At 41.4% G+C, this 24,839-nt stretch carries 23 protein-coding genes, 3 tRNA genes and 1 pseudogene; 13 read left to right on the plus strand and 14 right to left on the minus strand.

Annotated features, from left to right (window positions below):
* Positions 1-2: 2 nt before the first annotated feature.
* From DSM2777_RS08770 to DSM2777_RS24900, 3 genes are read left to right on the plus strand one after another with little or no spacing between them, the layout of a single operon-like run.
* Positions 3-434, plus strand: coding sequence for an NlpC/P60 family protein (locus DSM2777_RS08770; RefSeq protein WP_061553720.1), 432 nt, complete (start codon positions 3-5; stop codon positions 432-434).
* Positions 382-2,847 (plus strand): host specificity factor TipJ family phage tail protein, encoded by a 2,466-nt coding sequence (locus DSM2777_RS08775; protein WP_061553721.1) that lies wholly within the window; start codon positions 382-384, stop codon positions 2,845-2,847. Before DSM2777_RS08770 ends, DSM2777_RS08775 begins: the two co-directional genes overlap by 53 nt.
* A gap of 57 nt (positions 2,848-2,904) precedes the next feature.
* Positions 2,905-4,890: a tail fiber/spike domain-containing protein gene (locus tag DSM2777_RS24900; RefSeq protein ID WP_061553722.1), complete on the plus strand. Its 1,986-nt coding sequence runs from the start codon at positions 2,905-2,907 to the stop codon at positions 4,888-4,890.
* Positions 4,891-4,917: 27 nt separating this feature from the next.
* Here the strand turns inward: DSM2777_RS24900 and DSM2777_RS08785 are convergent, their stop codons facing one another.
* Genes DSM2777_RS08785 through DSM2777_RS08800 form a run of 4 tightly spaced genes read right to left on the minus strand, consistent with a single transcriptional unit; the run spans position 4,918 to position 9,376 of the window.
* A complete protein-coding gene (locus DSM2777_RS08785) occupies positions 4,918-6,444 on the minus strand; it encodes a hypothetical protein (protein ID WP_061553723.1) in 1,527 nt (508 codons plus the stop codon).
* A 3-nt stretch (positions 6,445-6,447) separates the two neighbouring features.
* Positions 6,448-8,088: a YfhO family protein gene (locus DSM2777_RS08790; RefSeq protein WP_061553724.1), complete on the minus strand. Its 1,641-nt coding sequence runs from the start codon at positions 8,086-8,088 to the stop codon at positions 6,448-6,450.
* A gap of 14 nt (positions 8,089-8,102) precedes the next feature.
* Positions 8,103-9,014 (minus strand): glycosyltransferase family 2 protein, encoded by a 912-nt coding sequence (locus DSM2777_RS08795; RefSeq protein ID WP_061553725.1) that lies wholly within the window; start codon positions 9,012-9,014, stop codon positions 8,103-8,105.
* Positions 9,011-9,376 (minus strand): GtrA family protein, encoded by a 366-nt coding sequence (locus DSM2777_RS08800; RefSeq protein ID WP_061553726.1) that lies wholly within the window; start codon positions 9,374-9,376, stop codon positions 9,011-9,013. The genes DSM2777_RS08795 and DSM2777_RS08800 overlap by 4 nt, the downstream gene beginning before the upstream one ends.
* A gap of 241 nt (positions 9,377-9,617) precedes the next feature.
* Between DSM2777_RS08800 and DSM2777_RS08805 the strand changes: the two genes are divergently transcribed.
* A complete protein-coding gene (locus DSM2777_RS08805) occupies positions 9,618-9,995 on the plus strand; it encodes a HumD family translesion DNA polymerase (RefSeq protein ID WP_061553727.1) in 378 nt (125 codons plus the stop codon).
* A gap of 110 nt (positions 9,996-10,105) precedes the next feature.
* On the opposite strand, the gene glpQ is transcribed toward DSM2777_RS08805, so the two are convergent.
* Both glpQ and DSM2777_RS08815 read right to left on the minus strand, forming a co-directional pair.
* Positions 10,106-11,176, minus strand: coding sequence for a glycerophosphodiester phosphodiesterase (glpQ, locus tag DSM2777_RS08810; RefSeq protein ID WP_418009252.1), 1,071 nt, complete (start codon positions 11,174-11,176; stop codon positions 10,106-10,108).
* A gap of 721 nt (positions 11,177-11,897) precedes the next feature.
* Positions 11,898-13,061, minus strand: a complete 1,164-nt coding sequence (locus tag DSM2777_RS08815) for an acyltransferase family protein (protein WP_061553728.1) — start codon at positions 13,059-13,061, stop codon at positions 11,898-11,900.
* 343 nt (positions 13,062-13,404) lie between these two features.
* Between DSM2777_RS08815 and DSM2777_RS25230 the strand changes: the two are divergent.
* A pseudogene (locus DSM2777_RS25230) lies at positions 13,405-13,782 on the plus strand (S24/S26 family peptidase).
* 297 nt (positions 13,783-14,079) lie between these two features.
* Here DSM2777_RS25230 and DSM2777_RS24915 read toward each other — a convergent pair.
* A complete protein-coding gene (locus tag DSM2777_RS24915; protein ID WP_061553729.1) occupies positions 14,080-14,388 on the minus strand; it encodes a hypothetical protein in 309 nt (102 codons plus the stop codon).
* A 349-nt stretch (positions 14,389-14,737) separates the two neighbouring features.
* On the opposite strand from DSM2777_RS24915, the gene DSM2777_RS25235 reads away from it, so the two are divergent.
* Positions 14,738-14,845: a DUF7661 family protein gene (locus DSM2777_RS25235; RefSeq protein WP_428838734.1), complete on the plus strand. Its 108-nt coding sequence runs from the start codon at positions 14,738-14,740 to the stop codon at positions 14,843-14,845.
* 411 nt (positions 14,846-15,256) lie between these two features.
* The gene (locus DSM2777_RS08825) at positions 15,257-15,820 is read left to right on the plus strand and encodes a DUF4760 domain-containing protein (RefSeq protein WP_237087827.1); all 564 of its coding nucleotides are present in this window, start codon (positions 15,257-15,259) and stop codon (positions 15,818-15,820) included.
* A gap of 520 nt (positions 15,821-16,340) precedes the next feature.
* On the opposite strand, the gene DSM2777_RS08830 is transcribed toward DSM2777_RS08825, so the two are convergent.
* From DSM2777_RS08830 to DSM2777_RS08845, 4 genes are all read right to left on the minus strand, one after another.
* Positions 16,341-16,787 carry a VOC family protein gene (locus DSM2777_RS08830; protein ID WP_046457884.1) on the minus strand — a complete coding sequence of 149 codons (447 nt, stop codon included), beginning with the start codon at positions 16,785-16,787 and terminating at the stop codon, positions 16,341-16,343.
* 598 nt (positions 16,788-17,385) lie between these two features.
* Positions 17,386-17,646, minus strand: a complete 261-nt coding sequence (locus DSM2777_RS08835; protein ID WP_046457883.1) for a YfdY family protein — start codon at positions 17,644-17,646, stop codon at positions 17,386-17,388.
* A 118-nt stretch (positions 17,647-17,764) separates the two neighbouring features.
* Positions 17,765-18,109, minus strand: a complete 345-nt coding sequence (locus DSM2777_RS08840) for a GlpM family protein (RefSeq protein ID WP_046457882.1) — start codon at positions 18,107-18,109, stop codon at positions 17,765-17,767.
* Between the two features lie 128 nt (positions 18,110-18,237).
* Positions 18,238-18,462 (minus strand): DUF2594 family protein, encoded by a 225-nt coding sequence (locus tag DSM2777_RS08845; RefSeq protein WP_004094789.1) that lies wholly within the window; start codon positions 18,460-18,462, stop codon positions 18,238-18,240.
* Between the two features lie 607 nt (positions 18,463-19,069).
* Between DSM2777_RS08845 and uvrY the strand changes: the two genes are divergently transcribed.
* The 6 genes from uvrY (at position 19,070) to DSM2777_RS08875 (ending at position 22,614) form a co-directional block, all read left to right on the plus strand.
* The gene (gene uvrY / locus DSM2777_RS08850) at positions 19,070-19,726 is read left to right on the plus strand and encodes a UvrY/SirA/GacA family response regulator transcription factor (protein WP_025801666.1); all 657 of its coding nucleotides are present in this window, start codon (positions 19,070-19,072) and stop codon (positions 19,724-19,726) included.
* Complete coding sequence (gene uvrC / locus DSM2777_RS08855) at positions 19,719-21,551, plus strand: excinuclease ABC subunit UvrC (RefSeq protein WP_061553730.1); 1,833 nt, start codon at positions 19,719-19,721, stop codon at positions 21,549-21,551. The genes uvrY and uvrC overlap by 8 nt, the downstream gene beginning before the upstream one ends.
* A gap of 57 nt (positions 21,552-21,608) precedes the next feature.
* Positions 21,609-22,157 (plus strand): CDP-diacylglycerol--glycerol-3-phosphate 3-phosphatidyltransferase, encoded by a 549-nt coding sequence (gene pgsA, locus DSM2777_RS08860; protein WP_046457880.1) that lies wholly within the window; start codon positions 21,609-21,611, stop codon positions 22,155-22,157.
* Between the two features lie 158 nt (positions 22,158-22,315).
* Positions 22,316-22,391: transfer RNA gene (locus tag DSM2777_RS08865), tRNA-Gly, on the plus strand.
* Positions 22,392-22,443: 52 nt separating this feature from the next.
* Positions 22,444-22,517 (plus strand) — tRNA-Cys (locus DSM2777_RS08870).
* Between the two features lie 10 nt (positions 22,518-22,527).
* Positions 22,528-22,614, plus strand: a tRNA-Leu gene (locus DSM2777_RS08875).
* 244 nt (positions 22,615-22,858) lie between these two features.
* Here DSM2777_RS08875 and DSM2777_RS08880 read toward each other — a convergent pair.
* From DSM2777_RS08880 to DSM2777_RS08890, 3 genes are all read right to left on the minus strand, one after another.
* Positions 22,859-23,077, minus strand: a complete 219-nt coding sequence (locus DSM2777_RS08880) for a DNA-binding transcriptional regulator (RefSeq protein WP_061553731.1) — start codon at positions 23,075-23,077, stop codon at positions 22,859-22,861.
* Positions 23,078-23,199: 122 nt separating this feature from the next.
* A complete protein-coding gene (locus tag DSM2777_RS08885; protein ID WP_061553732.1) occupies positions 23,200-24,360 on the minus strand; it encodes a phage late control D family protein in 1,161 nt (386 codons plus the stop codon).
* The gene (locus DSM2777_RS08890; protein WP_061553733.1) at positions 24,357-24,833 is read right to left on the minus strand and encodes a phage tail protein; all 477 of its coding nucleotides are present in this window, start codon (positions 24,831-24,833) and stop codon (positions 24,357-24,359) included. The genes DSM2777_RS08885 and DSM2777_RS08890 overlap by 4 nt, the downstream gene beginning before the upstream one ends.
* Positions 24,834-24,839 lie beyond the last annotated feature (6 nt).

Genomic DNA, 24,839 nt, shown 5'->3' on the forward strand with positions numbered 1-24,839 from the left:
CAATGACTAAATCTGACTTTATCAAACGGATGATCGGCGTTCCGTGGGCTAACCGCGCCTGTTCCATGGAATCTTGTGACTGCTGGGGTCTAGTCGCGCTGTATTACAGGCATGTTCTCGGCAAAGAAGTGCATCACAAAGCTGGGTATGAAAGTAACCGAGATTTTCTGACTTGTTACAGAGAGGAAGTGGTGTTCTGGCAGCGGGAGAAAGCACCCATCGAGGATGGTATTTTTGTTGGCTACATGGGGCGTAGAGCGGAGCACGTAGGTTTAGTTCTCAGTGGGATGGCATTACATAGCCGCGGACTCAATGGCTCTGTGAGGCTCGACAAGCTGCGCGTAATGGAAAAGGTGTTCACTAAAGTGGAGTTTTATTCGTATGGCACTTCTAGAAATACAGCACTTGCCCGGAGTGCCGAAGGAGAGAATTGAGCTTGCCAACGGCTCTAACTTTTACACGTGGTTGGAGCAGCAAGCGTTTGATAGGGATATTGCGATCGTCATCAATGGCGTGTTGGCAGACGAAGAGACCGAGCTTTCGTTTGAACTCACAGAGCTACATCGCATCCAGATATTCAATCAGCCGCGGAGTATCGTTAGCGACATTCTGAGTCCTGTTTTCAAACTCGTCACCAAGGTATTCTCGTTTCTTGCTCCCAAGCCTTCTTTCTCGTCAGCAGCGGATAACAACGCTAAAGAGAGCCCAAATAATAAGCTGACCGGTCAAACAAATATTGCCCGTACATATCAGGCGCGTCCTGATATTTACGGGCAGGTTCGCTCATTTCCCGACTTGATTCAGCAGTCTATGTTCGAGTTTACTGACAACATCAAGTACGTCACTGAATGGATGAACTTCGGGATCGGGAATTACACGGTAGAGAGCGTGCGCTATTCAGAGTCAAGCTTGGGTTCTATTGCCGGTGCCAGCTACCAGTTTTATCCTCCCGGTACCGTCATTCCAGAAATCATTCAGGGATTCGAATTTGATGATGTAGACGGGCAGGAGGTGCTGGGGCCTAATGAGAGCAATAGCGAACAAGTAGCCACTGCAACTACTAATGATGTAGTGTCAGGCACGATTACTGGCACATCCGCCGCGGTTAAAATCGTTCAGTCATCTGATTTCGACTATTTCTATGACATCCCTAAGCCTCTACCGGTGCAAGTTACCGTCAATGTGACACGCCATTTAGCATCTGGTGATGTTACTGAGAATGTCACGTTTTCAGCGTCTTTGGATGCTGCGACTGAGTCAGATGATAGCTCTGTTATTGACCCAGTTAAATACTTCACCTTCCAACTATCAGCGATCAACAGCCCAGTCGAGATACCATCTGGTTCGACTATCAACAACACGATATTCACGCTGACTGAAAACAAAGGGAATATTTCTGGGCCATACTTCGCGGCAATTGAAGGCGATGAGCTTTGGGTGCACTTGCAGGCTCAACTTGGCAAGCGAGAGGGTGCTGACTTCTTGCTGGAGTATTGGGCTGTAAATGACGATAACGATAGGATTTCACCGACTTATAGCTACTCGAGCTATGTTTTCAACGCTAGTGATAGTCGCGCTGATTACATATACGGCACATTCAAGTTCACACCTCCATACGGTAAAGCGCGATATGCGTTCCAGCTGCGAAAAACTAACAACAGTTCTGACAGCAATCTTCTGCAAATAGCAGAGGCGCACTCAGTAACACGCCGGACGAATGTAACTTATCCAAATGATACTTTGGTAAAAGTCACTGTACGCGCAACGGAACAAGCTACCAGCTCACGTGATCGCAAATACAACGCACTCGTTACGCGTCACACAATCAGCTATGACATAAACACTCGCATAGTTGATTATACGCTTAGACCTTCACGCAGCTTTGCTGATGCAGTCGCGCATGAGTGGCTGGTCATAGGGAAGCAGCCAGCAGACACGATAGACCTGTATGAGCTTTACAGTATCTATCAGTCATTACCGGATCCGCGGCTTGGTTATTTCGACTACACGTTTGACGACGAGGACGTTTCCCTTGGTAACCGCATAGAGACTATCTGCAACGCGGCGCGAGTAATCGCGTACTGGGATGATGGTGTGCTTACGTTCGCCAGAGATGAGCGCAAAGAGTACCCATCTGCTGTATTCAACCGTGCAAATATCGTCGCTGATGAGTACAAAATAAGTTACGACATGACCATGCCAGGAGGATATGACGGTGTAGAAATTGAGTATGTCAGTCCGAAAACAAACAAGAAGACCTATATCCGGTATCGCATTACGGACACAGGTATTGTTGAGCAAGCGGCATTATCTCCTCTGAAAATATCGCTTAGTGGATGCCGTAACGAGTACCAAGCAAAGGATAGGGCGCTTCTGGAAGTTAACCGGCTGGTCAGCTCACGCATGAAGATGAACATGAAGACGCTGGCGGACGGAGAGTATGTTTCACCGGGCGAGATGATTGTTGTTGCCGATACTTACGACACAAACCAGCAAGCTGGTTACATCGTTGCGCGGAACGGCAATGACTTTGATACGAGCGAGCAAATTAGCTTTGCTGGCGACATGTATGTCAGGGTAACCGACTCGATCGGCAACTCTACGGAAAAAATCAGAGCATACCCACGCTCAGACACCACGTTTGGATTTACGGCCGCGGTGCCGAACATCACACTCAATATCTTCGACGGCTACAACGTTCAATCCCCATCACGCTATGTCATTGCCACAACCGCTGAAATGGAGGCCATGCGATGGCGAGTATCAGACAAGAAACCTAACTCTGACGGCACGTTCTCACTGACCTGTGACGAGTATTTCGACGCGAAACCAGACTACAACGTCTAAACCAATACCAACTATCAATAACCCAGCCATAGCGCTGGGTTTTTTTATGGAAAAATTATGACTACTACACCAACCAATCTGCCAGTCCCAAGTGAATCAGCCCGTGACCTGAAATTTAACGCAGGAAAAATCGATGAATTCGTTACCTCGCTTGCCCTGCAATATATTGACCGATTTGGCGGAAAGCATTACACGATTGAAGGTTTACGCAAGCTAGCATTCGATGCCATTAGTGGCTTTGGCTGGATATTAGTTGAATCATTTGAAGATGGAGCAACACTGACGCTGCCAAACCAAGCGCTGCTTTGGGAATCAAATGGCGAGTATTACCGCTGGGCTGGAACATTGCCTAAAACCGTACCTGCCGGATCAACCCCTGACTCTACGGGGGGAGTGGGGCCTGATGCATGGGTAGGAATTGGGGATGCTGCGTTAAAAACAATGCTGGCCACTTCTGTCGGCTCAAGCATGATTGGCATGGCAGCAGGCGGAACATTAGATCAGGTGATCCAGTACGTCACCCCTGAGCAATTCGGCGCAATTGGTGACGGCACCGTTCATCCACTTTCCGAGCGTTATTCAACTCTTGCTGCGGCACAAGCTGTTTATCCATTCGTGACGGCGTTAACTCAAACTATCGATTGGGCTGCGTGTCAAAAAGCGGATGACGACAACAAAGGAATTAACCCTATTCGCTGCCCGTTCTACGCGCAATATCATTTAGGTAATAACTATCTGCAGTTAAACGATGGCTCTAAATGGTACGGAAACACTAATCCAGCTAACGACCGCGTATGTACTACATTTATCCGTGAGGGTAGCGTTCCAACGTTTGGTCAAGACTGTATCGTCCGCGTTATTAACTCAGTGGATGCCGGAAGTTCTGACGAGTTCGTTAGAAACTTGTCGTTCGAAGGGTTCAAGTTAACTCGAAAACGCCCACGTCGCTATGCGAGTAAAGGCGACAAAACAATTGGGTTCCATGCTAACTTTGCTATCGGCCTGAAAATAAACGTAGCCATTAGCGGCTGCGAATACGGGCTACTCGGTTACGGTAGTTGGAACATGGTCGGTACAATTATTGTCGACTCATGTCATAAGGGCATCTGGTTAGACCCTGACACGGCAACACCAGAGCACACATCTCCAGGCGGTTCTATTACGGCCCTAGATTTGCGCGTGCAGGTTGACGCCTGCGTATTCGGGCTTGTATTGCGACATGTCCAGTACAGCAAAATAACTGGCTGGGTCGAAGGGATGTTAATTAACCCTACCATTTACCCAATTTACGACTACACAAACGAAACAGCGATTGCCGTTACTGCTTACGGATGCGATGGCCTTGATATCGAATCACTGGGCATTGAAGCATGGCAAGGGGTTATGATTTATGGCAATAGCAGCACTGTAACATCTAGCATTAAGTGGAATCAGGGCGCGCTATTAACTAACACGACAGGTAAACACGGTCCGTACTATTCCATGTCGCAGCTTATGTCTAACGCGGAGTTATTCACACTACCGGCAACAAATAACTCTTATTTTTACTCTTTAAATGGTTGCCTGTTAACCCTGCGTAATATGACTGGTGACATGTCATCATCTTCATTTGCAAATACATTCCTCATAACTGTAGATGCAAATGCTAGATTCACGATGCAAAACACAGGGATATACTTTGGGTCAAGCCGTATTATCGCACCAGCAAACTGGGTAAACATAATTCCAGTTGGTGATAGATTCATGCCTGACTACTTGGTGCCAAATGGGTTTACTTATGAAAGCAATGGACAATGCATATCTACGAACTGGACATTGAAAGCGGTTAATTCTGGGGATGGAAGGGTTGTTATCGACGCACCTGCTGGATGGAAAATAATTGATTTTACTGTTGGTCTAGTAATTGGAACCCAATCTCAAGCAAGATCATATGCCCCAATAGGGATAGTATCAACAAACGATAGTCAAATCATATTTCAGACTGGAGTAGATACCACTGGATTTTCAATTTGTTACAAGCTAAGAATGAAAGTTGTAAAGTAAAAATGCCCCTATATGGGGCATTCTAGTTTATAAGCTAGTATTAATTGGTGAATTATAAATCAAAAACTTGATGCCGTGGTAATTGAGAGTTTCATCAGGCTTACCAATTTGTTTTTCAACTCCCCTTACGCACAGGTCTACATCTTTACATCTATCACCAGTGTTACCTTTACTTATTGCGATAAATTGTCTACTAGGTTTATTAGTTGTAATAAATTCTCTAGTGTGCCAAAACTTCATGGTTTGGACTCTGGCATCTTTAAAATTAACCTCCCCAGTCTTATGATGAAAGTATACTGGGGTGATATGTATATTCCCTTCGGATAGCCAGTTGACTCCCATTGTCATCCCCCAAAAACTCCCGTAGCCATATTTTAAATCATTCTTTTCTAAGAAGAAAATATAGTCCTCAACAGGGTTGCTTTTTAATTTAAAGTTTGGTCCTGAATTTATATATAATGCAAGTGATGTAGCTAATGTGACAACTAAAGGTAAAATAATTAATTTGCCGCCGCGAAGTTTTACAGATGAGGCGCATAAAACAACAATTATAGGAACGATATTGAGATAAAATCTCTGATGAGGTACTTGGTCCCCGATTATCGACGATGAGTAGATACCTGCTATTGAAAACACAGAGAATATAGCTAAATATCTTAATTTCCCCCCAGCTTTAAAACATAAAAATGCGGAAGTTATCACCACCAGAAACCAAACAAAGAAAACAAAATATGCGGCAATCCCTTCATTAATCGCAAAAATTGGTAGGATTTTTGATGTCAATATTACAGCAGTATTGATGTTTTGTAACATCATTTCAAATGTTGTGATTTTGAAACTATGAACAGGTAAGTCCAGTGCATATTGGACAATATTACTTGCTGCTATTATAAAAAATGAAACATATAAAAATAAGTCACGTTTGTTTTTTCTTTCGAAAATAACAATGCTTATTTCTGTGAGAATCATTGGCAAAAAAAATGAAGCTAACAACCAAGGATCCGAAACGCTAGCAGTTAGTGATAATGTAGCGCATATTATTGGTATTATGATATTTTTTTTATGTATATTCCATAAGTAAAGAGCAAAAATAATAAAACCATACGCATTCGTAGAGTTATGTGAGAACGGATGAGACAAGTAACCATTCGAATAAAGATCTGGAGATGTAAATGTTAAGGTGGCAATCGCTATAATAGATGCAAATAGGCCAGAAAACTTATATGATATATAAAAACAAGTTGTGTTAATTAAAAATATAAATAATATACTTGACAGTAATAACGGATAGAGACCGTCATCACCGAAGATTGCGAAAAAGAGAAAATTAACTGGATATACAGTGAAATACCAATTATCAAAGGTTGGTTTCCATTGAGTGAACGCATCGAAACCGCGATCTAAAAATGCTCGCCATACGATAGGACTATTAGCAGCATCAGCATCTCCAGACCATAATACACTATATCTAGATGCTAAGTAACTGGTAATAGAAAGCGATATTAGCATGATTAATAATAGTAGCAATTTATTATTAATTTGTTTTATAGACATATCTTAACCTTTAGCCTTAACATTTATTACATCGCGAATATTTAAATTCTTGAATTTGAATCGATTGGACAGGAAATATATAGATAAAATTAGCAAAGTAAGGAATGAAACTACACCTCCCAAGTAAATGTAATTATCATTATACTTTAAACTTACAGTGTGTTTACCAGCTTTAAGATCAAAGCTTACTAGCCCTAAAGATGATTTTTCAACAGTGCTACGTTTCCCATCAATATCAACATAATATCCATAATAGTAAATTATAGGTAGAATTATAGATGAGTCATTTGTTGCATCAATTGTGTAAGATGGATATCCATTTGAATAACTTAACAATTCTATACTATGTGATTTTTCTAAATTTAATTTTTGTAGCTTGACTTTGTTTTTTGCTGCATTCATGTTCAGATAATCAAAATACAAGACATCTTTCATCATCTCTGAATGTCTGTACTTAACTGCATTATACATTCCTTGCATTGACATTGAAATAAAAATTAAAATCACTAAAGCTACTGTGAAATTATTTCTAGAGGATAAATAATAGGATGAAGTTATAGAAGCGCAAATGGCGGCGGCTGCAAGTAGTCTCCAGGGGAATTGGATTGCGGGAAAGATAGGAATATGATCACTAAACAGATACCAAGGAAATGCTTTTGTGGATAGAAGTATTAATATTAATGAGCTTGCGGATAAAATTTTTATTTTTGGGTTTTTAGTTGAAAAGAAACAAATCGTTGAAATAATCAACGGAATTATACCTATTGATAGAAGTAAACCGCGTCCTGATTTTCCTGTCGAAGTGGGTATTTGTAATAATGATTCATATATCTCAGGGTTGAATAAATACATATCATCAAAAGATTTACCCATTTCTGTAAAAGCATAAATATCTGAATGCAAAAAATTGTAGAACAGTGGGTAAATATAAAAGAAGCACAACAATATTATCAGAAAGGAGTTAATTAAAAGATGTTTTGAAATATGTAAATAATTTTTTTTCTTAATGGTTAACAGAAGCACGAAGAATAATATAACAGCAACAATAACAGATGGTATGTTTGATAAGAAGATAAGCGAGGAAGATAGAATAAATAGAACATTTCCCCCTCTATTACTTATCATCTTGTAAGATGCAACTAAAAATAATGGCAGAAAGGCCATTGCATAGACTTCACCTAGAGAAAATCTTATATATATATCACTAATTAAGTAAGGTGATAAGATGAAGAATATAGCAGATATAAATGCAGGTTTATCTAATTTTAAAAATTGTTTCCCGGCATAATAAGAATTGAAGAAAGCAAGTATTATTCCGCATGCAAAGATAGCCTTTATTTGAAAAATATCACTACCAGTTACAAAATATAGAGGGTAGCTTATCAGCATCATAAAAGATGTCAGTGGAGGGTAGAATAAACTCCATGCGTACCCAAATTGTCCATTGGTCCAAAAATCGAATGTAAAAGGGAACTGTCCATGAGTTATTTGACTATTTAATGATGCCAATCTTAGTGCGTGCGGTTTCCAGTCATGTCCACTCCATATCCCACCAATAAATATTGGTAATAAAACCACCAACAAAGAAATGGCTACCAGTGAGAATACGATAGCTTTATCTGGCAAGTACTTGAAGTTTTTCATTTTTTATAATATCCCTATTTTTTTAATAGATATCTTGGTCTGCTTTTACTTTCGGCATATATCCTACCGATATACTCACCTAATATTCCTATCCCTATTAACTGAACCCCGCCTAAGAATAAAATTGCTGTCATCAACGATGGATAGCCAGGAACTGGGTTTCCCCAAAGGAGCTTGTCAATAATCATCCATGCGGCATAAATAAAGGCGAAAGCAGAAACACCGAGTCCAATATAAGTCCAGATACGGAGTGGGAACGTAGAGAAGCTTGTTATTCCCTCAAGGGCAAGGTTCCAGAGCTTCCAGCCGTTGAACTTAGATTCTCCCGCACATCGTTCCGCCCGAGAATACTCAACCACTTCAGTTTTACCACCAACCCAAGAAAGGATACCCTTCATGAACAGGTTACGCTCTGGAAGCTTCTGAATATTTTCGACCGTCTCACGAGACATCAGCCGAAAGTCACCCACATTCTCTTCGATTTTTGGCGAGCTGATTTTGTTGTGGAGTTTATAGAACATTTCAGCAGATTTACGTTTCAGATGCCCGTCTGTAGATCTGTCTGTGCGCTTGGCTAGAACCATATCTGCGCCATTTTTCCACTTCTCAATAAGGAGTGGGATGACTTCAATAGGGTCTTGTAGGTCGACATCAATTGGAATGACGGCATCACCAGAAGCATGGTCAAGCCCAGCAAATAGAGCAGGCTCTTTGCCGAAGTTTCGCGTAAAGTTTAAGGGTTTAACTAAATTATCTGAAATAGATAGTGCGTTAATAATATCTTCTGTTGAGTCTTTACTACCATCATTGATGAAAACAATCTCAACGGCATACTCTTTTAGCGGCTCATATTCACGAACTGCTTTATAGAAAATAGGTATCGTGTCCTCTTCATTGAAGACTGGAACAACCAACGAGATTTTCACTGCTTTTCACTCCGGAAAACGATGAATTTAGAATAGAAAAATCCACACACAAGGCTGATAGCCGAGAAGGCAACCAGTGTAAATATTGGGGGGAAACCACATGCTTCAGATGCCCATCCTGTAGCGACGCTTAGTGCTCCCATGAACCCGATATAAAGAATATATCGCATGGTCGTAGTTTGAGCCTTGAATGTGAATCTGGCGTTTGCAAAGAAAGAGAAGGTGACCGCAACACAGAACGCAGCAAAGTTGCTGAGGGCTTGATCATCCTTAACGCCATAGAAAATTATGGCAAAAACCATCCAATGAATGGCCGTGTTCACAACACCCACAGATATGTATCTGGAAAATAGCTTAAGCATTTGTCAATAAGAGTAATTTTAAGTGATGGGAGAGTTTAGCATTTGAGAGGCTTTTGATCAGCTATTGATCGCATGTTGCCCTCACTTATGAGGGCGCCATCGGGTTCAGAGCTTATTTTGTGTACTGTATCTTTATTTCCTGCATATTCATAATCTTCCTAGATTTTACAACTGAACCCCTTCACAGCATCCCATTACATAAATACACTGTATATATGAACAGTTATTTTGTAGGTGACATATGGGCTTCCCATCCCCAGCAGCTGACTACACAGACAAGCCAATTAGTCTTGATGAGCTATTTATCAAAACACCGCACGCGATATACTTCATGAAGTGCCCAGACTATTGCCCAAGCGCTGGAATACTCAAAGATGCGCTACTGGTCATCGACAGCTCGAAGCGACCGGTCCATGGAAGTATTGTTGTTGCAGCGCTATGCGGTGAGTTCGTTTTGCGCCGGTTGCTAACTATGCCTGTGCCGTGTTTAGCGAAGCTGGAAAATTATGATGATGTGACGTTTGCTGATGAAGAAACAGGATTTGAGATATTCGGAGTGGTGACGCATGTCGTCAATGAAATGTCGATGAGCGAGTTCGATGACAACCCGTGTATTTGATGGAGTATTAATTATGTTCATTCTAAGGTGCCATCATTCGTAATTGGCACCTCAAGTTTATTGTATTAAAGCCAAAGGCTGTGTGGTTTTTTATCCTAGGGATTATATAACTATTTCCTGTTGTTATTTTTAAGGAAGTTAACAGCTTTATCTGGAAAATCAGTGAATAGGCCGTCAACGTGTTCTTTATTATATAACAGAGAATACAATTGATTTACGTCTTTGGTGTATTTGGGAAGTCGATCAGACAAAACAGAAAAAGGGATAACTTGTAGATGATTGGCATGAGCAGCCTCAGCTAAACCTGTAGACGACACTGCGGTTTCACCATCTTTATTATTTAAAAGCATATGATAGTCAGGCGAAATAGCATCAGCGTATTGAGAGATCTCTTTCATACTGTCAGGTTTCATCATCAAATCATAGTTATAGTTTATCCATTGACCATGTTTTTTCTCTTTGGTTTCATTCCAGTCTGTATAGGCAATTAATTGAACTAGCTTAACATTCACGCCAAGACGAGGTCCTAACTCTATTTTAATGCGCTTCAGTTCATTGGGGTCGAAGCATTGCAAATATACATTATCATTTTTAGTTGTGTAGCCATATTCTTTTAGAACGGAGAGGACTTTAGCAGTAATATCTTTTCCTTCTTTCATATGAAACCAAGGCGCTTTAATCTCTGGGAAAATGCCGACATTCCTTCCTGTTGAAAAATTTAAGCCTTGGATGAATTCAATCTCTTCTTGGAAAGAATGCATATGGAAATCTGACTTGAAAATAGGAAATCTATCTTTGAATCCGGGAGTGGCTTTCCCATCGACGTAATGAAACCAGTTGGTTGCCTTTAAAGCTTTAATTTCAGCAAGAGTGAAGTCTATGGCATAAAAATGACCATCTTTTCTTGCTCTATCAGGGTAACGAGTCGCCACGTCTGTGACATTATCTAAAACTAATCCGTGAAGAACTAATAGCTGGTCATCCTTTGTCATGACCAAATCTTGTTCGAGATAGTCAGCTCCTTGAGCAAAGGCTAATGCCTTCGCTGGTAATGTATGCTCAGGGAGGTACCCGCTAGCACCACGGTGAGCTACAACAAACTGAGGTGCAGCATAAGCTGACACGCTGATAGTTAACAAAAAAGCTACACTCAAAACTCTACAAAGCATTTTCAGACTCACCTAATATCAGTTTAGTCTTACAGATTGGACAATGTTGATGGGATAATCAAGAAAGGCATTGAAAGATATTGGCCAGTTAGTTGGTGTTAAAAGTTAGGCAAAATCGCGAAACTGTAGAAAACCCGATGGAGTGGGCTGCGGCAATTCTCTGTGTCGTTTATGTGTCGTGACCACACGATGCGATAGATAGTTTATATGGTGAGATATACAGGCATGGCACAGTGTGAATGCGGTTAGCACCTGTTAAAACAATGAGTTATGAGTGGTTCTAGCCACTCTTAATCAATTGGTCGGCGGTTCGAACCCGCCACGACCCACCAACAAATTTAATTTGTTATATCGCTTATGTGATTTTTCATTCATCCAGCGCAAGCATGCTTCTTCGAATAGCTTAACTGGTGCTTCTCCCTGCTTCTCAGTTCGCCACATCTCAGCCTTTAGTTTGTCGCGCAACTCCTTTATTAGTGATCCATACTTAGAGACATGTGTGGTTCCAAATAATAAACAGTGGTGTCTGTATGGTCTAAATTACCGATCCAATTGGATAAAAAGTTGTTTATATAGTATTGTTTTCTGATTCAAATCAAGGAGCATATACATGCACTGTGTTATCTGCAGCATCGGATGGTTCTAGCGTTGTTTTCCGAACCAACGTGACCACGACTGGGCAAACGATTTTTTATAAGCTCACCATCATGGTCATAAAGTAATAAATTAGATTCTAAATCTGCTTAATCATCATCTTGGTTTTAATTAAATTAGAAATTTTCACGCTAATGCTATCAACATACTTTTGATATGGTATTGATACTAAGTAAACAATAACCATTGTAGTTATTGATGAAAGCAGAGCGGACATAGAATAAGATAATCCATTATCTCGCGTGAAGTTGAATAAAACTGTGCTAGTTATGTGCATTATAGGCTGGTGTAAAACATATACCAAAAATGACAAGGCTCCCAATTTTACGAATAAATCACGCGAGAATATTTTGGATATAATTTTTGTTCTTAGTACAGAGAAAACCACTATAAACCCACCTATATTGTTAAAGAGTGTATAGTTATCTATGTGTTTGTTATATATGTTTATATTAATTAGTGAATTAAATGATTTGTAAAGGTAACCATTTGTATGGTATCCACAAAAAAACAAACCAATAGCAAAAAGTATTACTCCAAGCTTGTTAGGGAAGTTAATGTCAAGCATGTAAATTAAGACGCCTGAGAAGAATGCAGCATAATATATCTCATCGCCTGATTTTACATTCATGAAAAAAGGCATAACCATAAAAATAACTATAAGAGTTTTTTTATATTTTACTTTGGGAATAATACAGCATAAAAAGAAAACCGACAGTGACCCAAAAAACTCAATCTTCATTGTCCACAATGACCAGTTATATGGGGCACTACCTGATAAAAATGATGATATAGTCCCATTGTATATAGCATCAAGAAATGATGGGTTTGAAATGTTATAATTCTGAGCCCAATCACCAAGAGCAGATTTATCAAAAGTGAAATGCTTTAGGGCGAAATATGCGATTATGCACGATCCTAGTGCTGGAGGCATTAGTCTAAAATATCGCTTTATTGTCATTCCGGCCGCATTTGTAACGGCATCACCCTTGTTGAGTATACAGTAGCTAAGAATGAATCCACTAAGCACAAAGAATATTCCAACAGCTGCCGCACCAGAATATAAAAATGCAAATGGAGAACTATGCATGATTATATCAATAGGTGTTCTAGCATTTGCAATATTACCAGTATGCATCGATGGAGCAAATGTAGATGATAGATGTGATAGGAATACCATTAGACATGCCACACCTCGAATTCCCTCTACTGAACCTAATTTTTGTTGTGTCGAAATGGTCATATTCACTCATTCGTGATTGAAGTGGTTAGTTATTAAACTAATTTAACTAAAATTAATAAATAAAACAAAGCCAGGAAACTTGCGTGGCTGGGGAGTACGCTGTCAGCTAACAGTGAAGAAAACTAACAGGAATTATTTTACCACGTGGTAAGTTTCTGATCAGCTATTGATCGCATGGTACCCTCACTTATGAGGGTACCATCGTGTGCAGAGTTCGTTTTGTGTGCTGCATCTTTATTTTCTGCCTAATCATAATCTTCCCACATTATCCAACTGCTCCCTTTCACAGCAGCTCATTACATAAATTCACTGTATTTGTAAGCAGTGTTTTGATGGGTGACATATGGGATTTTCATCTCCAGCAGCAGACCACACAGACAAGCCAATCAGTCTTGACGAGCTATTTATTTAAACACCACACGCAACATACTTCATGCGTTGCCCCGATTATTGTCCAAGTGCTGGCGTGCTTAACGATGCGCTACTTGTGATCGACACTTCTAGGAGACCAGTCCACGGAAGTGTTGTTGTTGCAGCGCTATGCGGTGAGTTCGTCTTACGCCGATTACTGACTATGCCAGTGCCGTGTTTAGCGAAGCTGGAAAATTATGATGATGTGACGTTTGCGGATGAAGAAACAGGATTTGAGATATTCGAAGTGGTGATGCATGTCGTCAATGACATGTCGATGAGCGAGTTTGATGACAACCCGTGTATGTAATGGAGTATTTATTATGCTCATTCTAAGGTGCCATCATTCGTAATTGGCACCTCAAGTTTATTGTATTAAAGCCAGAGGCTGTGTAGTTTTTTGAACCTAGAGATTATATAACTATTTCCAATTGTCGTTTTTAAGGATGTTAACAGCTTTATCTGGAAAATCAGTGAATAGACCGTCAACTTGTTCTTTATTATATAACAGAGAATACAATTGATTTACGTCTTTGGTGTATTTGGGAAGGAGATCAGACAACAGAGAAAAGGATAACTGGCAAATGGTTAGCATGAGCAGCTTCAGCTAAACTTGTAGACGACACTGCGGTTTCCCATCTTTATTATTTAAAAGCATATGATAGTCAGGCGAAATAGCATCAGCGTATTGAGAGATCTCTTTTATACTGTCAGGTTTCATCATCAAATCATTGTTATAGTTTATCCATTGACCACGTTTTTTATCTTTAGTTTCATTCCAGTCTGTATAGGAAATTAATTGAACTAGTTTAACATTCACTCCAAGACGAGGCCCTAACTCTGTTTTCATGCGCTTCAGTTTATTGGGGGGCAAAACATTGCAAATATACATTATCATTTTTAGTTGTGTAGCCATATTCGTTTAGAACGGAGAGAACTTTAGCAGTAATATCTTTTCCTTCTTTCATATGAAACCAAGGTGCTTTAATTTCTAGGAAAATCCCTACATTTTTTCCTGTTGAAAAATTAATCCTTGAATGAATTCAATCTCTTCTTGGAAAGAATGCATATGGAAATCTGATTTTAAAATAGGAAATCGATCTTTGAACCCGGGAGTAGCTTTTCCATTGACGTAATGAAACCAGTTGGCTGCCTTTAAAGCTTTAATTTCAGCAAAAGTGAAGCCTATGGCATAAAAATGACCATCTTTTCTTGCTCTAGCTAATGTATCAAGCGCGGAATATTAGTGTTCGCGAATATACGATGTGATTATTCCTGACTTCATTGCCGAAGATGAAATATCTCAATGGTTTGATAGTATATATCATGAGGCTACAACGATGAAACATTCTGACGTTTATCGCGTTGAATAGCAAAATCCGCAATGAGCGGACTTTTGTAGATTCGGAATAAGATAAAGTGTTGAGAACTGGCTGATTGAGTCTTTGAAATGATTATTGTTTATAATGCTAATTAATTTAGGTTGAACTTATTGGAAGTATCTTTTTTGTTCAGATTAACCGTAATGATTCTTTAATTCAGCTCATGCTTGGCATTTACACTATGAGTTAATTAATTGAAAAACTGACGTTCGCATGCCATCATATTAACCATGCTTGATAGTGGGTGTTTTACATACAAATAATCTCCAGGCATAACAGCGAATAAATGTTATGGCGGGAGGTTGTTTTATTAACTTAAAAGCAATATATGTATACTATTTTAATAAAATAAACGTGTGCGTGTGATATCAATATTTTAACAAAAAAGATCTGGAGGCTTTCTTGAAACATAAATGGCATCTATTCTGGGTGATAATTATACTATATACGTTTGGGACATTAGGCCTAGGTTATATCGCCTATACCAATCCCCCACCCTTGAACAGCTCAGTGTTTATCGAGGTTACAAAAACCGTTTTTCTTTGCCTAGGTGGCCTTGGGGTAATGTTACCTGTATATATCAATGCAACTAATTCGCTTGAAAACCGAGCTGTAGATAAAATCGAGAATACTTTCTCGTTGATTGAAAACTGGGATGACCCTCATTTGTTCTCGGCGAGAAAACTGACCAGAGAAATACGAGACTCCCGTTCGTCTTTAAGTGATGACCAATTGGTTTTGAGAATTAAGGAAGATCAAGAACTCTTGCAATCGGTTGTTCTTGTATCAAATTATTTAGAGAAGGTTCGATTTTCAGTCGTTAATGAACGAGTTGACGTCGAGCTATTTAAATCTACTCTTGGCCCAGTGATGATCGACATCATTGAACGTTTTGAACCTTATTTCAAGACATTTGGCAAGCTATACATGGATGATTTTAATCAACTAAAAAGATTGATAAGTTAGCAGGGCACATAACGCTAATCTCGCGCATAATTGTCTATGGAATTTAATTTTTTCTGTAGTTTCTCATTGAGTACAAATGCATAGCCTTAATGACTCAATGAGAAATTCAGATATCATCCTCTCAACAATTTTTTAATGCGATACGCGAAACCCCGATTTCGGGTGTATATTATTGACTTTCTTGAATGGCTTTTCGTGAAATCAGTGCATTCATAACAGAATTGCTAGGTAGTCTAAAAATTTCTTAATACCGTTAGCTTCTGTGTCTGATGAGTTAGTTGCTGGGGTATCGTTTTTGTGTTGTGACTATCTTGTATAACAGTTATTTTACATGGAAATATACAGGTATATTTTCATGTGTATGCGGTTCAAATCCATCATAACCAATCCCAAAAATCCAAAGACCTGCGGTCATTCGCTGGCCTTTTCCACTAGACCGTTCAGAGCATGTGCCTGGTTGTAAACCCATTCATTTATTTTCATATTTTAATGACGAAAATGAACAAAAGGATGGCTCCTATTATATCTTCTGCGCAATATCCCAAATAAAGCCAAAGGGATCTTTCACGCGTGCTTTTAAATCACCCCAGAACATTTCTGCTGGTTTACTCAGTACGGTAGATCCGGATTTTTGCATACTATCTACTAGCGCCACTGCGTCATCAACATACATATAGAAAATGAATGGCGTTGAGGAGCCAGATGTTTGTGGGCTGCTTAAGTCAGAGTCCCAGCCCTCTTTATTGATCGTAAAGTTCGTACCTCGGTAGCGAATACGCGCAAATAGCATCTCTCCATCGTCACCTTCTAATTCTGCAATCGCCACCATCCCCATTGCATTGGTATAGAAATCAACGGCAGCGCTAACATTGGGCACATTAAGCGCGGTGGTTAACCATGTGAGTCCCATTCCTTCCCATGGATGGGTACGATCTTCAACATTGTTGAACCAGGTGAGTTTGTCCATTTTTGTTTCCTTCAAAAATTAGCTGTTAGACATTGATGTACAGGCATTCATTTGTGGGGCTGAAATCGACGTTATTCTATCGAGACTTAAAAAATAACACTGTATATAAATACATGCAGAAAGTTATTTTTTGTTGCTGAATTTGTCTGTTTTTTAGTGGGAGTGGGTAGTCCTCGCTTTAAATTGCATCAATAGAACTCATCTCCTTTTGTTCATACAGTGTTTAGCTGATCGTCTATATAGTGCGTTGGCGTTCATATAGAGAGCTAACACCGCGAAAGTGAGTGCCGGAGATAAGCGCCGGATTGAACGTAGTTTATTGATGTTCAGGTTGCGACTTGCGTAGTGAGTAAATCTATTAGCATGCTAATTGCCAAGTGAGATAGCAATAATTGCTAATTATAACTCCCGGTATTATGACATAGTGATTTTGCCCCGTTAAAGAGCTAACACCGTCGAGAATGAGTGCCGGAGATAAGCGCCGGGATGGGGCGGAAGTCAATAAAATAAGGCCACCAAGCGGTGGCCTCATTTTTTTGTTCTGTGGCAAATCTAAGATCCCTTTCTGCCGATATTTACCTTAGCAACAATATGCTTTTTATTCATTATCATTGCGTATTCCATAGCTAGTGGTAAACACAATTAGCGCGCCAGCAATAGGCGCTAATAAAGTGGATATTCCTGCAGTAAGTTCAGCGCCATCCGAGATAAAAAGCGCTCCGAAGTAAAGCGCAACGGCAAGGATCGCCATACCTAGGCAGCTAAATGCTGCGTACACTGCGCCTCGGCGAGAATATGCAAACAAACTAACGGTAAGAATGGCGAGTAACAGAATTACAAATCCGTAGAGAGGTTCCATCGTCAAGCTCCTTTAGCTAAGTTTCTTGTTTACATGATGGCTTTTAATTTGCATCAAAACATTAACCTTAGTCATGAGATGTTTGACTTTATTGGCGATAAAAACTTAGGAGAGGCAGTCACCCAACACCATGAAATTTATTCCACAATGTCACTAAGGCCCATGCAGAGCCAACCCAGCAAAATACGGCGATAATGAGGGAAAATGAGAGGCGTAAATGCGCTATCAGAAAATAGAGGGACAAAAGATAGATAAAGTAGGGGATGATGGCCCATATTCCAAAGATGATGGTTGAGCGTAATGCTTCAATAGACCGCTCTGTGCCAACAATGTAGTGGGCGATAAGCGCAAAGGTAGGAAAAAGGGGAATCAAGCCAGCAATATAATAGTTTTTACTTCGAGCCAAAATGGCAATCAGCAAAACAACTAATGCACCCAATAATGCTTTGAACAGCAATCCCATCTTTAGTTACGCTCATGTTTATATACTTAAGCATTATCATTGCATAATAAAACAAGGCGAAAAACTAGTCAGAGGTAAAACAGTATAAGATTTGGCCTACAGCGTGGTGCAAGCCAAATCTAAGCAGATTATTGACGGTAAGCGTGTTTAATCTGGCAAATAGCATGCTTGAAAGACTCTGACTGAGAGGCATCTTCGAGCTGAGCCGCAAATTTTTCCATGTTAATAATAACTTTACCCGCATCGGCTTGGCCCATGGCTTTTAACATGAAGGTCAGAGTGGCTTTTAAGCACGCGACTTCATTGGCCAGAGTTTCGATAGTGGATTCGGTTGAGAAATCTACGTTGCTCATATTGTACCTTTAGTGGAGTGTTTTGCCCTTGATGAAGTTAAATGGGTCAACGCATGAGAAGAGCTGTTCATCAAGGACGGATTTTTTAAGCCCTAGAGTATACCACAGGTTAAAAACTTTGAGGATGCATGAGCACGATCGCTTTTATCGACGCATCGGTTTAACTTTTATCTGCCGATGAATTAAATAGTTTCAATTGGTTAATGTTTGTTCTGCGTGAGTAAAATATATTCAGATTGTTATTGGTAATAATAGTTTTCATTACTAAGACGATATTTTTTGTTGGAAGCTATACAAGGTTATAGCAAAAAAAACTATTAACCTCACGACTTGTTTACGTTTAATTATACAAAGATATTGTCAATGTTATTTTATTATTAACTTGTTGATTTGTAATGGCATGCATGCATTTTTATCTTTTTCTGTATTCGTCTGCGATACCGTTTCTGCGTATCAGCAGAGATATGAAATAGAAAGCGGTACCGTTAAGAAGATAAAATCAGTATTAAGTGATTAAACTATTCATTCTTGCCTAAAAAAACAGTATTATCGAAGCTTACTGGCAATAAAAACATGTCATTAATTCCTTCTTTGGGGAGACTTTTCTTTGATCAGCGTTCTTCTTGTTGATGACCACGAACTGGTGCGCGCAGGGATTCGACGCATTCTTGAAGATATCAAAGGGATCAAAGTTGTTGGTGAAGCACAATGTGGCGAAGATGCTGTCAAGTGGTGCCGCAGTAACAGCGCAGATATCGTATTAATGGACATGAATATGCCAGGCATTGGCGGGCTTGAGGCGACGCGCAAAATATTGCGTTATAACCCCGACGTCAAAGTTATTATGCTAACGATTCATACCGAAAATCCGCTGCCGGCGAAGGTTATGCAGGCGGGTGCGTTTGGGTATTTAAGCAAAGGCGCTGCGCCGCAGGAAGTGGTGAACGCCATACGAGCCGTTCATTCTGGGCAACGTTATATTGCGTCTGATATCGCACAGCAGATGGCTCTGAGCCAATTGACGCCGCAGACAGATTCGCCGTTTGGTTGCTTATCTGAACGCGAACTCCAAATTATGCTGATGCTCACTAAGGGCAGCAAAGTGACGGAGATTTCTGAGCAGCTCAATTTGAGTCCGAAAACGGTAAATAGCTATCGCTATCGTATGTTTAGTAAACTCAATATTAACGGTGACGTCGAGTTGACTCATTTAGCAATTCGCCATGGATTGTGCAATGCAGAGAACCTGTTAAACAGTGACTGAGCGTTTTGATTCTGTAGAGTTTCTAAAAACGGTGACCAATCAGCCCGGCGTCTATCGTATGTATGACGCCACTGAGACGGTTATCTATGTCGGTAAGGCCAAAGATCTCAAAAAACGTCTATCGAGCTATTTTCGCCAAAACGTAGGAAGTCGTAAGACGGAAACGTTGGTGAAAAATATCGCTCAGATAGATGTTACCGTGACCCATACGGAAACCGAGGCTTTGCTGCTTGAGCACAACTATATAAAGCTTTATCAGCCGCGTTATAACGTATTGCTACGCGATGATAAATCCTATCCCCTTATTTTCCTCAGCGCTGACAATCATCCTCGGTTATCCATTCACCGTGGAGCAAAGCATGCGAAAGGGGAGTACTTTGGCCCATTCCCAAACTCCTATGCGGTGCGTGAAACTCTCGCACTTTTGCAGAAGCTTTTTCCTATTCGCCAGTGCGAAAATAGCGTCTATCGCAACCGCTCACGTCCTTGTCTGCAATACCAAATAGGTCGTTGTTTAGGCCCATGTGTCAAAGGTTTGGTGAGCGATGAAGAATATGAGCAGCAGGTAAACTACGTCCGCTTATTCTTATCGGGTAAAGATAACCAAGTGCTCGATTCACTTGTTGTTCGAATGGAAGAGGCGAGTAAAGCGCTTAAGTTTGAAGAAGCAGCGCGGATCCGAGATCAAATTCAAGCCGTAAGACGAGTTACTGAGAAACAGTTCGTTTCGGGCAACAGCGATGATCTTGATGTTATTGGCGTTGCGTTTGACTCCGGTATGTCGTGTGTACACGTACTCTTTATCCGACAGGGTAAAATATTAGGCAGCCGTAGTTATTTCCCTAAAGTACCGAGTGGAACTGAACTGAGTGAAGTAGTGCAAACCTTCGTGGGGCAATTTTATTTGCAAGGCAGCCAAATAAGGACGCTACCGGGTGAGATTTTGCTCGATTTCACGCTGCCTGAAAAAGATATTTTGTCTGACTCTATTTCAGAACTCGCTGGTCGTAAGGTTAATATTCAAACTCGACCACGAGGCGATCGCGCTCGCTACCTAAAATTAGCGAAAACAAATGCGCAGACGGCACTGATCACTAAACTGTCTCAACAGTCGACTATTCATCAGCGGCTAACTGAGCTCGAGAAAGTACTGCATCTGTCTGATATTCGTCGTATGGAATGTTTTGATATCAGCCATACTATGGGTGAAGAAACCGTTGCTTCCTGCGTGGTCTTTGACCAGCATGGACCGGTTCGTTCTGAGTATCGACGCTACAATATTACCGGTATCACGCCGGGTGATGACTACGCTGCGATGAATCAGGTATTGCGCCGCCGCTATGGCAAGGCACTTGAAGAAGATAAAATTCCAGACGTTATCTTCATCGACGGCGGCAAAGGTCAGTTAGGGCAGGCGAAAGACGTTTTTGCTGAACTTGATGTACCTTGGGATAAAAATCGTCCTTTATTGCTGGGCATCGCGAAGGGCAGCGATCGTAAAGCCGGTTTAGAAACACTGTTTTTACAACCGGAAGGGGAAGGTTTCTCCTTGCCGCCTGATTCTCCAGCACTGCACCTGATACAGCATATTCGCGATGATTCTCACAATCATGCGATCACGGGGCATCGTAAGAAACGTGCAAAGGTGCGCAATACCAGCTCTCTTGAAACCATAGAGGGTGTTGGGCCAAAACGTCGTCAGACGCTTTTGAAGTATATGGGTGGTCTACAACCTTTGATGAATGCAAGCGTGGAAGAAATTGCAAAAGTGCCTGGTATTTCACAGGCTTTGGCAGAAAAGATCCACAATGCATTGAAACACTAGGGGCATTGTAGCAACATACAAATAATATCCACATATGGAAGATAGTTACCTCACGCTATGCGATTAAATATACCGACCTTACTCACTCTGTTTCGCGTTGTCCTGATCCCATTTTTTGTTGTGGCGTTTTACCTTCCGTTTACTTGGGCTTCTTTCGCCTGCGCATTGATTTTTGTGTTTGCCGCGGTAACGGACTGGTTTGATGGTTTCCTCGCCCGCCGGTGGAAGCAAACAACGCGGTTTGGCGCATTCCTTGATCCAGTTGCTGACAAAGTGATGGTCGCAACGGCGCTGGTGCTGGTGTGCGAGCATTATCACGTTTGGTGGATCACTTTACCGGCTGCGACGATGATCGCCCGTGAAATCATTATTTCGGCGTTGCGTGAATGGATGGCTGAAATTGGTAAGCGCAGCAGCGTTGCCGTTTCTTGGATCGGCAAGGTAAAAACCTCAGCTCAAATGCTGGCCTTAGTAGGGCTGCTATGGCGTCCAGATAGCTATGTGATCATTGCAGGTGTCATCGCACTGTATATTGCGGCAGTACTGACATTCTGGTCAATGTTCCAATATTTGAACGCTGCGCGGAATGATTTGCTCGAACCGTGATCGAAATGCGTTAAAAATCAGCAAACAGTCGTTGTGAGTTAAAAATGATGTTGACGCGGTTCGTGAGATAAGTAGAATGCATCGCATCAGACGGCAACGACGAAAAGTCAGAAGATACAAGCAGCTAAGTTAGTGAAGTTTACTAGCTAAAATGCTAAGCGGGAATAGCTCAGTTGGTAGAGCACGACCTTGCCAAGGTCGGGGTCGCGAGTTCGAGTCTCGTTTCCCGCTCCAAATTTAAAGGCTGGCATGAAAGTGCGGGTTTAGTTAGAAAGCTAAAGATTTTGGCGCGTTAACAAAGCGGTTATGTAGCGGATTGCAAATCCGTCTAGTCCGGTTCGACTCCGGAACGCGCCTCCAAATTTCCTTAGCCCGGGTGGTGGAATCGGTAGACACAAGGGATTTAAAATCCCTCGGCTGTAAGGCTGTACGAGTTCAAGTCTCGTCCCGGGTACCAAGGAAATTTACTAGAATAATCAAAGCAATAAAGCAGTGTCGTGGCCGCCGAGAGGCGGTTTTTTTGTGTCTGCGATTTGCCCCAGTGGCGGCAGATCGGCGACGCCCAGGTTTTATCTCGACTCCCCTCATCATATCTCGCTATTTATCTAAATAAATTCTCAACTACGTTTTAGTTTTTTGTGCATTTTAGAGCATAAAAAAACCTGCAAAAGCAGGTCTTTAGTAATGGTACGAAATAAAAACTAGATGCTCATTTTAATTTGCTGTTCTTTAGCGGGGTGAGGAGGCACGGGGATGATTTCTCCTGGCGTCATGATGTGGCGCTCGACGGATTCCATCGTGACAAACGTGCAGCTGCAGTTGATATTACGGCACTGATAGTAGCGTTCTTTAGTTTTTTCACTTAGATAGCGACTTGAGCGCGCATGTGCAGCATGGCGACAAACTGGACAATGCATCATAATAATCTCTCATTATCAATTTTCAACGTCTAAATTTTACCATGCAATTCAAAAAACGCCATTATTAACTCACAATTGTGAGTTTCTGTCTTTTTAATTCACCTTTAACAAGGTTGTGGTGATTATGATGATGCTGAGTTATCGGCCTCTTCGTACTTAACATCCGAAAGCTTCATCTCGAGTGATAACTTTGTGGTAAAGCCATCCCGCGTCAGGCTATGTTCAAGTTTAATAATGGTCCATTCTTGTTGGTCAATGATGCTTTTAAAGCCTTTTACTCTTAAAGGCATTTCAGGATAAAGCAGCGGATTTCCTCTAGCGAGACTGATAGTGAACTTAGCCACCAACCGTTGTTGTTGATCCCACTCTGCCTGAGCTGCTTGCATAGCCTGCTCCTTAGCCGCATAAATTGTCGGTAGCACAAGAACGTTATTCACGTCGCCAACAAGATATTCATTCCCTGTTGATGGAATAGAGTGATCCGCTGATGCTTTTGCGTTTGGATGCGAAGGTGCACTTTTGGTGCTAGGCTCGTTTTTCCGTTGTAGCTTAACTTTTTGTTTGGCCTGTTTAGCTGAATCTGTATCCAACCACCTTGCTACAACACCGCTGTAGGCCAGACGGTCAGCTATTGAGAACTGATGTTTATCACCGTCAGCCCGCTCTACAGTTGCGATAGGAATTGGTTGGCCGCTTGCTGTTAGATTGCTTCCCGGCTTGAGAAAAAGAAGCTCGCCGTTCTTAACTGAAACTTCAGCCCCATTACGCTTTGCTAAGCGAACTAAAAATTGGCTGTCGGATTCTTGTGACTGATCGATGTGCTGAACGGCAATGTTGGCAAAAACCTTAGCCAGATTCGCTTTGAGCTTGTTGCGTTTCGCGATGAGCTCAATCACCGCACCCAGAGTCGTATCGTGATAAGACTCTTCTCGACTCGTATTCATGGCCCCACGAAAATCAGCGCTTCTGGCTCTAATCGTCATGATGTCCGGAGCACCAGTGTATTCGATTTCATCGACGGTAAATTGACCTTTGCCAATCAGTGCGGAACCTTTCCAGCCCAGAAATAATTCGAGAACCGCGCCCCGGGCAGGCATTGCTAGAAATCCATCGCTGTCGTCGAGCGTTATATCTAGCTGATCTGCCTCGAAACCGCGGTTATCCGTCATCGTCATCGCAATTAGGCGAGAACTAATATTCTCCGTGATGTTGCGCCCGCTTAAGGTGAGCATAAAGGCGGGGGCCAAATCTGCGCCGATGGCGATGGCATTATGGGTGATCATGAGAACAATCCCCCGGCCGTTTCTTGCCCAAGCTTGATTGCTCTATTGACCATATCTTTTGCCTGCTGCTGAAGATCGCCAAACATAGCACTGAGTGATTCATCTACCCGTACAAGATTCATCGTAAAATTAATCTGACGAGCACTACCATTGGCAAAGAAAATGCTTTGCGTTTGATTAATATTTTTGACGACATACATGCCGTATATAGCACCATCACCACCAATGAGCGGCCACGCCTTTCCTTGCTCAGCCATGGTCTTTAGCGCCAACAGCGAGAGTGGGCCCCCCGTGATCTCTGGAACCAGTACGCCGTCTAATGTAATGCTATCTTCACCAACACCTAGAAACTGGTAGGCAGCGCGCTGACCAATTCGGTTATTGGATGACCAGTTGTACTCGAGATTTTGTTTTAACGTTTGATAGGGCAATGTTTGGCGCTGAAACACAAATAGCCCAAGCGTAAGCATCATGGTTTG

Origin of the sequence: Obesumbacterium proteus, from assembly GCF_001586165.1 — a bacterium.
Classification (GTDB): domain Bacteria; phylum Pseudomonadota; class Gammaproteobacteria; order Enterobacterales; family Enterobacteriaceae; genus Hafnia; species Hafnia protea.

Coding starts and splice junctions, on each gene's coding strand:
- DSM2777_RS08800 (WP_061553726.1), bottom strand. CDS start 9,376: ATGCTTAAGCTATTTTCCAGATACATATCTGTGGGTGTTGTGAACACG.
- DSM2777_RS08845 (WP_004094789.1), bottom strand. CDS start 18,462: ATGAGCAACGTAGATTTCTCAACCGAATCCACTATCGAAACTCTGGCC.
- DSM2777_RS08840 (WP_046457882.1), bottom strand. CDS start 18,109: ATGGGATTGCTGTTCAAAGCATTATTGGGTGCATTAGTTGTTTTGCTG.
- DSM2777_RS24900 (WP_061553722.1), top strand. CDS start 2,905: ATGACTACTACACCAACCAATCTGCCAGTCCCAAGTGAATCAGCCCGT.
- DSM2777_RS08775 (WP_061553721.1), top strand. CDS start 382: ATGGCACTTCTAGAAATACAGCACTTGCCCGGAGTGCCGAAGGAGAGA.
- DSM2777_RS24915 (WP_061553729.1), bottom strand. CDS start 14,388: ATGGCTACACAACTAAAAATGATAATGTATATTTGCAATGTTTTGCCC.
- DSM2777_RS08815 (WP_061553728.1), bottom strand. CDS start 13,061: ATGACCATTTCGACACAACAAAAATTAGGTTCAGTAGAGGGAATTCGA.
- DSM2777_RS08805 (WP_061553727.1), top strand. CDS start 9,618: ATGGGCTTCCCATCCCCAGCAGCTGACTACACAGACAAGCCAATTAGT.
- DSM2777_RS08770 (WP_061553720.1), top strand. CDS start 3: ATGACTAAATCTGACTTTATCAAACGGATGATCGGCGTTCCGTGGGCT.
- DSM2777_RS08885 (WP_061553732.1), bottom strand. CDS start 24,360: ATGATCACCCATAATGCCATCGCCATCGGCGCAGATTTGGCCCCCGCC.
- DSM2777_RS08785 (WP_061553723.1), bottom strand. CDS start 6,444: ATGTCTATAAAACAAATTAATAATAAATTGCTACTATTATTAATCATG.
- DSM2777_RS08830 (WP_046457884.1), bottom strand. CDS start 16,787: ATGGACAAACTCACCTGGTTCAACAATGTTGAAGATCGTACCCATCCA.
- DSM2777_RS08835 (WP_046457883.1), bottom strand. CDS start 17,646: ATGGAACCTCTCTACGGATTTGTAATTCTGTTACTCGCCATTCTTACC.
- DSM2777_RS08880 (WP_061553731.1), bottom strand. CDS start 23,077: ATGATGCATTGTCCAGTTTGTCGCCATGCTGCACATGCGCGCTCAAGT.
- pgsA (WP_046457880.1), top strand. CDS start 21,609: ATGCGATTAAATATACCGACCTTACTCACTCTGTTTCGCGTTGTCCTG.
- DSM2777_RS08790 (WP_061553724.1), bottom strand. CDS start 8,088: ATGAAAAACTTCAAGTACTTGCCAGATAAAGCTATCGTATTCTCACTG.
- DSM2777_RS08890 (WP_061553733.1), bottom strand. CDS start 24,833: ATGATGCTTACGCTTGGGCTATTTGTGTTTCAGCGCCAAACATTGCCC.